Origin of the sequence: Roseovarius sp. ZX-A-9, from assembly GCF_028369135.1 — a bacterium.
In the GTDB taxonomy this organism is placed as follows: domain Bacteria; phylum Pseudomonadota; class Alphaproteobacteria; order Rhodobacterales; family Rhodobacteraceae; genus Roseovarius.
On sequence record NZ_JAPWHW010000030.1, the window covers coordinates 32,590 to 39,445 of the forward strand.

Here is a 6,856-nt window from a genome sequence, read left to right on the forward strand (position 1 = left end):
TGCCCGCCATCAGAACGCGCGCCCGTCGGGGCTTCCCAATGTCAGGAAAGGGTGTTTCATGTGGCCCTGCGGTTTGCCGAGGGTGGCAACTCGCAAAGAACCTTGCGGTAAGCCTCTACCACAATGCTCTGGCCGTATTCTCGCTCCATCTTCGCACGCCCGGCGCGCCCCAGTGCAGCGCGCTCCTCTGGCGACAGGCCAAGGAACGCCTCGCAGGCTTCGGCAAGGCTCTCCCCGCTCCGGGGCTTGCAAAGAAATCCTGTCTTTCCGTTGTCCACGACCGCCCTGCAACCGGGAACATCCGTCGCGATGAGCGGGCGGGCCAACGATGCCGCCTCGATCAGAGTTCGCGGGGCGCCCTCGCGATACGATGGCAGAACAACGCACTGCGCCGCTTCGATCATCGGCCGCACATCATCTACTGTCCCGAGATATTCGATCGCACCCTCTTTTTCCCAGTCTTGAACGGTTTCCCGATCAATCGCCGTCCGATTCTCGGCATCTGTCGCGCCCAGAAGCTGAAAGCGAGCCTCGGGATGTCGTGCTTTCACGCGGCGGGCAGCGTCGACATATTCCAGCACACCCTTGTCACGCAACAGCCGCGCAACCATCAGGAAGTGGGGCGCCCCCTCCTCTGACGGGTAAGCAGCAGCCGCGAACCAGTCGAGATCGATGCCGGATCCCGGAAGGGACCGTGCTTGGGCGTCCGTCACAAGGCCTCGCTCAAGAAAAAGATTTCGGTCATCCTCATTCTGAAAGAAGACCGCCGGCAGATTGCGGAATGCAGTCTTGTAAAGCATCACCGCCACCCGCTCCAGCAAGCCGCCCGAGAGAAAGGCGGTGCCCAGACCGGTGACATTGGGGACAAAGGGTATCCCTGCGGATTTCGCTGCGATTGCGCCGAAGATGTTGTTCTTGATCGTGAAGCTCAGGATCACGTCAGGCTTCAGCTCCCGGAAGTGCCGACGCAGGCGCAGGAGCGTCTTGGGCTCCTTCAGCGGGTTGAGCCCCTGCACGCTCATCTCAAGGTGATGGAACGAGCAGCCAAGCGCCTCGATCTTGGGGACCGAATCATCTTTTGGCGCGAGGACGATAACCTCGTGCCCATCGGCGAGCAGCATCGCAACCAGCGGCCGCCGGAAATTCCAGATGTTCCAGGCCGCATTGACCGTCAAGAGAACCTTCACGCGGGCGGCTCCCGCAAGGTGGTCTGAGACCTATTTGCATTTTCTCGATCTCCAACCCATCGCCAGGCCAAGAGAAGCACAGTGGGCCAGAAAAGCGTCGTGCCAAAGTCTTTGGCGGTTTCCAACCAGTTCACCGATCCAGTCCAGATTATCCAGTCACGGGCATCAAGGATTTCATTAAGCGCCTGAAGTACCGCCACAACACCCCAAGCGAGGAGCATCCCGTAGCGCCGCTTCCTCAAAAGGAAGGCGCAGGCGAGAAACAAGGCCAGACCGAAATGCACATGCAACGTGTCACCCGACATTCCAAGGTCGCGCTGAATCCACGCCTTGCTTTCGTACCAGGCTGTCTGCCACGTCAGTTCCATGAACCGCCTAGTTCCCTTGAGTGCATGTCCGCATTTTCATAATTCCAGATCATCGCGGGATCAAAAGATGCCTGCATCATTTTTGAGTCACCTGCGGCGCTGGCCCCATGTCGGCACCCAGCTCCAGGTCTTCTTGCAGACTTTCAATCTCGGCTTTCAGAGCGTCATATTCCTCCAACTTGCGCTGCAGGAACCGGCTCGTCAGGGCCGTCTTCTCTGCAACCCCTTTTGGCGTCAAAACATAGGCATAGCGGAGTTTCTTGTTCGAGGCGCGGAAGTTGCGGATCTTCAACTGGCCCTTTTCGGCCAGCGAACTGAGACAGTAATTGACTGCCCCCAGGCTGATCCCCAGCTCTCGCGACAACGCACGTTGGCTCATCTGTGGATTTCCGTCCAGCAGGCGCAGAATGCGAAAGCGCACATCTTGTTGTAACTGTTCTCTGTGTGAAGACATGGCCGAAACGCGTCAGATCATAGCTACCGCAGCGAGACTGGCCACGATGCCAGCTCGAGAGGTGAGTTCAGGGTTACTCAAACAAAGACTTACGCCTGAGTTCATAAGTGAACGATGAACACGATTCCTGTTGAAATGCCAGATAATTATCGGCGGAAATGGCGCGGCGCGGGAAACACTCCGTTTCACACGCGGCACCCAATCCGTCGCCCGAACCGCAGGCGAGGCTACGCAAAATCGCGCACCCTTTGGAGAGGCCTACCGGCGGTGAGGCCGATGTTACCCCGTGAAAAGGCCGCAATGCCGCAGACCGTCACCGCACCAAGTTTCAGAATGCCGAGCCGCGCCCTGCGTCAAAGACGCAGGTCGCTGTCGCCTGCCGGAAAGACATATTTCAGGTCGTAAAGAACGTGCCCGTCTCGACCGTATTTGCGAAGCTCGGCTACCCCGGCGTCCCGGAACTGGGTGTGAGCCACGGCCAGCAAAATGGCGTCATAAGCGCCCTCATCTGGCTTTGCGGCCATTTGGATACCGAACTCCGCCCGGGCCTCCTCTGGGTCGACCCATGGGTCATGCACATCGACATTCACCCCGAACTCTTCGAGCTCCCGGATGGTGTCGATCACGCGCGTGTTCCGCAAATCCGGGCAATTTTCCTTGAAGGTCAGACCGAGCACCAGAACCTTGGCCCCATTGACCTGAGTTTGACGGTTGATCAGCGCCTTGACCAACTGACTGGCCACGTAGGCCCCCATGCCGTCATTCAGGCGCCGACCGGCGAGGATGATCTGTGGGTGGTGGCCGATCTCTTCTGCCTTGTGGGTAAGATAGTAAGGATCCACCCCAATGCAGTGCCCCCCAACCAGACCCGGCCGGAACGGTAGAAAATTCCACTTGGTCCCCGCCGCCTTCAAGACCGCCTCGGTATCAATGCCGAGCTTGTTAAAGATGATGGCCAGCTCATTCATCAAGGCGATATTGAGATCGCGCTGCGTGTTTTCGATGACCTTGGCCGCTTCAGCTACGCGAATGCTGCTCGCCTTGTGGGTTCCGACCGGAATGATCGCATTGTAGAGCGCGTCGATCCGCTCCGCAGCTTCCGGCGTGGAGCCCGACGTTACCTTGACGATCGTCGGCAACCGGCGCTCCGTATCACCGGGATTGATGCGTTCTGGGGAATAGCCCACGGTAAAGTCGTCGTTCAGGGTTAACCCCGAGACGCGCTCCAGAATCGGAACACAGAACTCTTCTGTGGCGCCGGGGTAAACCGTAGACTCGTAGATCACTGTATCGCCAGACTTCAATACGCTACCGACCGTCTCGGAGGCACCTTTCAGCGGCGAGAGGTCTGGCCGTTTCGAGCGATCGATGGGCGTGGGCACGGTCACGATGAATACCGTGCAGTCCTTGAGGTCCTCGACCTTCGCCGATGTGGTCAAATGGGCCGCATCGCGAAGCTCGCCCTCCGAGACTTCGCGCGTGTTGTCCCGGCCTTTCTGAATGTCCGCGACGCGGGCCGGGTTGATGTCAAAGCCAACCGTCTTGAATTTCTTTCCAAACTCAACGGCGAGGGGCAACCCCACGTAGCCGAGCCCGATGACCGCGATCTTCATATTATCGGGGAAAGCCTTCTCACTTGTCATAGTAACCTCTGAACCACTTTACGAAATCCCGAATGCCATCCTTGATATCAGTCTGAGGACGGTACCCGGTCAAATTCTGCAACAGTTCCGCATTGGCCCAGGTCGCAGGAACATCTCCCGGCTGGATGTCCATGTAGTTGCGTATCGCCTTGACCCCGAGTTCGTCCTCGATCGCATCCACGAAATCGAGAAGCCGAACCTTGTCGGAATTGCCGATATTCACCACGCGGAAGGGCGCCACCGGCGACAGGCTGTCGCCCTCTTCGATATCCTCTGGCGTAGCGGGCCGCACGGGTGGCGTGTCGATCAAAAGCCGGATGCCCCGGACGAGATCGTCAATATAGGTAAAGTCCCGATGCATGTCGCCATGGTTATAGATATCGATCGGACGGCCATCGAGAATGGCATCGACAAACTTGAACAGCGCCAGGTCGGGCCGCCCCCAGGGTCCGTAGACGGTGAAAAACCGGAACATCGTCGTCGGCAAGGTCCACAGATGCGCATAGGCGTGCGCCATGCTCTCGTTGGCCTTCTTGGTGGCGGCATATATCGTGAGCTGCGTATCGGCCTTCTCGGTTTCCTGAAACGGCATGTCCAGATTGGCGCCATATACCGATGACGTTGACGCCATCAAAAGGTGCCTGACCTCCAGCTTACGGGCGGCCTCCATGACGTTGAAGGTTCCGATGACGTTACTGTCAAGGTAAGCTCGCGGGTTCTCAAGCGAGTAGCGCACTCCGGCCTGAGCCGCGAGATGGACGATCACGTCCGGCTTGAACTCCTCGGCGACGGACCACACAAGGGCCTCATCCTCCAGCATACCTTCGGTTGCCGAGAACCCTTCGTTCTGCAGCAGCATGGCGTGTCGCTTTTGCTTCAGCGTCACGTCGTAGTAATCCGTCATCCCATCATAGCCATGAACCCGAAAGCCTTCAGCCAGCAAAAGCTTCGCCAGGTGGAATCCGATGAACCCGGCTGTGCCGGTAATCAAAACGCGCGTCAAAATATCAATCCTATGTGTTGTCACTCATTGCCTCAGTCAGGATCTGGCAGCCGCGAGATCGCTGAGAGACCCGTGGGCCAGAAAAAACCACCGAGGAATATTTCGCCAACCCTGCCCATTTCTGGGTTCTTGTCCAGTTGATCCTGTTGCGCGCCCCGAGAATTTCGACTGCCTCCTGCAATATGGCCACGATCAGTCAAGCTGAAATGCACGCCGCATCGACTCCTTTCCTAAGCGATCGCAAGGCCCACGAAAGCCACCGGGGCGGGCCGGACATGGCAAATCACTGTGCATGTATCAGCGGTCGAATGAGGCATCCCGGGAGAACTGATTCGCACCGAAATTGCCTGCGACGCCCTTCAGGGGAGCCGCGGCGCCCCTTGTGTTGGCGGTTTTTTGCCATCGGTTTCATGCGTCGGTTTTGTGCGGCAGATGGCCCAAATCAACACGGGAATCCACCCGCGCGCCGGGCTTAACCCAGAGCCACTCCCGCGTGGGTTGTGGGTGATTTGTGGCTTTTTGTGGGCAGTTTGACGGTAAGCTTGGGGCAAAATCGGGAACTTATGGGCCTTAGATACTCCCTGATACCCCTGCATTTCAGGTAGAGATGCCTCAAAAGGGCGCCAAAACCAGAAGAGGTGGTCGCATGTCGATATGCCGGGTCATCGCGACGGGGGCATCCGGCATCGTATCTCCAATAGGTTGAAAATCCTACTGTTTCCCGCCTGGAAACGACCGGCAGCAGTCGCCTGCTGAATGGTCAGATGGCGCCAAATTCCCCCTGAATCCCCTTGATGAAAATCCCTTTTCACTCCAATATTAATAAAAATCTTACGAATCGAATATTTTGAGGTATTTTGAGCACGTTGGGATGCCATAGTTAAATTAGTTCTGGGGGTATTTTGTTTTGAAGAGTGATTCTGCTGCTTACGGCGTCGCGTTCCCACTCAAGGGACGGGGGTATAAGCCTCGTGCCACGTCCGTACACGATCATCGCAAAGGGTTTTTCCTCGCCAAGCGCACAGTCGACTTGGTCTTTGCCGTCTTGGCCTTGCCGATGCTGGTGGTCCTCACGGTCGTTCTGTATCTGGCCAATCCGTTTATGAACCCAGGGCCGGTCTTCTTTCGCCAAGTCCGGATGGGACAGGATGGAAGAGCGTTCAGAATATGGAAGTTCCGCACGATGACAGGCGGCCATGCCGATTTGCGGGCAGCCGACGCGCCACTTGACGAGTACCGTATCACGCGGCTCGGACGGTTGCTTCGTCGCACCAAGCTCGACGAGCTGCCAAACATCCTGAACATTCTCTCGGGCGAAATGAGCCTTGTCGGCCCGCGACCGGACGCATTCCAGCACGCCACCGCATACCTCGCCGATGTTCCCCGCTACGACAAACGCTTTGTCGTGCGGCCCGGCATTACCGGGCTTGCGCAGGTCCGCGGCGGCTATGCCGACAACCCGCGAGCTGTTCAGCGCAAAGCGCGCTACGACTGCTTTTACATCAAGCATTCCAGCTTCCTGTTGGAATTGTATGTCATCGCCGCGACATTCGCAGTTGTGTTCTCCGGGTTCGGACAACGGTGAGCCATGCCTCCTGAGCTGGGCGCTCAAATCGACCATGAGTCGTGGTATCTCGCCCAGCTCAAGCCCGGTGGATTAGACCGGGCCATCACCAATCTTGCGCGACAAGGCTACGAGAGCTTCATGCCCTTGCGCGAGGAGACACGCCGTCACGCAGGGCGATGGACAAAGAGCGTCAAGCCACTGTTCCCGGGATATCTGTTTGTCAAAGTGTCGGACAACAGGCGGAACTGGCGGTCCATCAACGCCACCTACGGCATCTCGCGACTTGTCGCGCTAGAAGCAGGGCACCCCACTCCAGTCGCACCGGACATCGTCGCGGCGCTGCGGCAGCGAACCAGCGAAGACGGCAAGCTGCAGTCCCCGGCCGAGCTTGAAGTCGGCGATCAAGTGAGAGTGGTCTCTGGCCCCCTTGCTGACAAGCTGGCCAAAATAGAAGCTATCCCCGAACAGGGCCGCATCTACGTACTGTTTGAACTCATGGGGAGCTATACCAAGGCAGTTCTGCCTGCTGCCGACGTGGAGCGCTGTACAAACTCACCCTAGAGTATCCGTCTTGATCAAGCTGTTTTCGGTGTCCATTTGCGGTTTTGCTGGACGAGTGCGTTTGCCAATTCGA

Annotated in this window: 7 protein-coding genes; 2 read left to right on the top strand and 5 right to left on the bottom strand. The window is 57.8% G+C overall.

All coding sequences use genetic code 11. The features are described 5' to 3' along the window. Positions 1-56: 56 nt before the first annotated feature. From O3306_RS20390 to O3306_RS20410, 5 genes are all read right to left on the bottom strand, one after another. The gene (locus O3306_RS20390; RefSeq protein ID WP_272010769.1) at positions 57-1,187 is read right to left on the bottom strand and encodes a glycosyltransferase family 4 protein; all 1,131 of its coding nucleotides are present in this window, start codon (positions 1,185-1,187) and stop codon (positions 57-59) included. Further along, the gene (locus O3306_RS20395) at positions 1,184-1,555 is read right to left on the bottom strand and encodes a hypothetical protein (protein WP_272010772.1); all 372 of its coding nucleotides are present in this window, start codon (positions 1,553-1,555) and stop codon (positions 1,184-1,186) included. Before O3306_RS20395 ends, O3306_RS20390 begins: the two co-directional genes overlap by 4 nt. 76 nt (positions 1,556-1,631) lie before the next feature. After that, positions 1,632-2,009 carry a MarR family EPS-associated transcriptional regulator gene (locus O3306_RS20400; protein WP_272010774.1) on the bottom strand — a complete coding sequence of 126 codons (378 nt, stop codon included), beginning with the start codon at positions 2,007-2,009 and terminating at the stop codon, positions 1,632-1,634. A gap of 353 nt (positions 2,010-2,362) precedes the next feature. Then, complete coding sequence (tviB, locus tag O3306_RS20405; protein WP_272010776.1) at positions 2,363-3,622, bottom strand: Vi polysaccharide biosynthesis UDP-N-acetylglucosamine C-6 dehydrogenase TviB; 1,260 nt, start codon at positions 3,620-3,622, stop codon at positions 2,363-2,365. 19 nt (positions 3,623-3,641) lie between these two features. Next, positions 3,642-4,655, bottom strand: coding sequence for an NAD-dependent epimerase/dehydratase family protein (locus O3306_RS20410; protein ID WP_272010779.1), 1,014 nt, complete (start codon positions 4,653-4,655; stop codon positions 3,642-3,644). Positions 4,656-5,562: 907 nt separating this feature from the next. Here O3306_RS20410 and O3306_RS20415 point away from each other — a divergent pair. Continuing rightward, positions 5,563-6,240: a sugar transferase gene (locus O3306_RS20415; protein ID WP_272010781.1), complete on the top strand. Its 678-nt coding sequence runs from the start codon at positions 5,563-5,565 to the stop codon at positions 6,238-6,240. A 3-nt stretch (positions 6,241-6,243) separates the two neighbouring features. Further along, the gene (gene nusG, locus O3306_RS20420) at positions 6,244-6,783 is read left to right on the top strand and encodes a transcription termination/antitermination protein NusG (RefSeq protein ID WP_272010784.1); all 540 of its coding nucleotides are present in this window, start codon (positions 6,244-6,246) and stop codon (positions 6,781-6,783) included. The last annotated feature ends 73 nt before the right edge of the window (positions 6,784-6,856 follow it).

Coding starts and splice junctions, on each gene's coding strand:
- O3306_RS20395 (WP_272010772.1), bottom strand. CDS start 1,555: ATGGAACTGACGTGGCAGACAGCCTGGTACGAAAGCAAGGCGTGGATT.
- O3306_RS20400 (WP_272010774.1), bottom strand. CDS start 2,009: ATGTCTTCACACAGAGAACAGTTACAACAAGATGTGCGCTTTCGCATT.
- tviB (WP_272010776.1), bottom strand. CDS start 3,622: ATGAAGATCGCGGTCATCGGGCTCGGCTACGTGGGGTTGCCCCTCGCC.
- nusG (WP_272010784.1), top strand. CDS start 6,244: ATGCCTCCTGAGCTGGGCGCTCAAATCGACCATGAGTCGTGGTATCTC.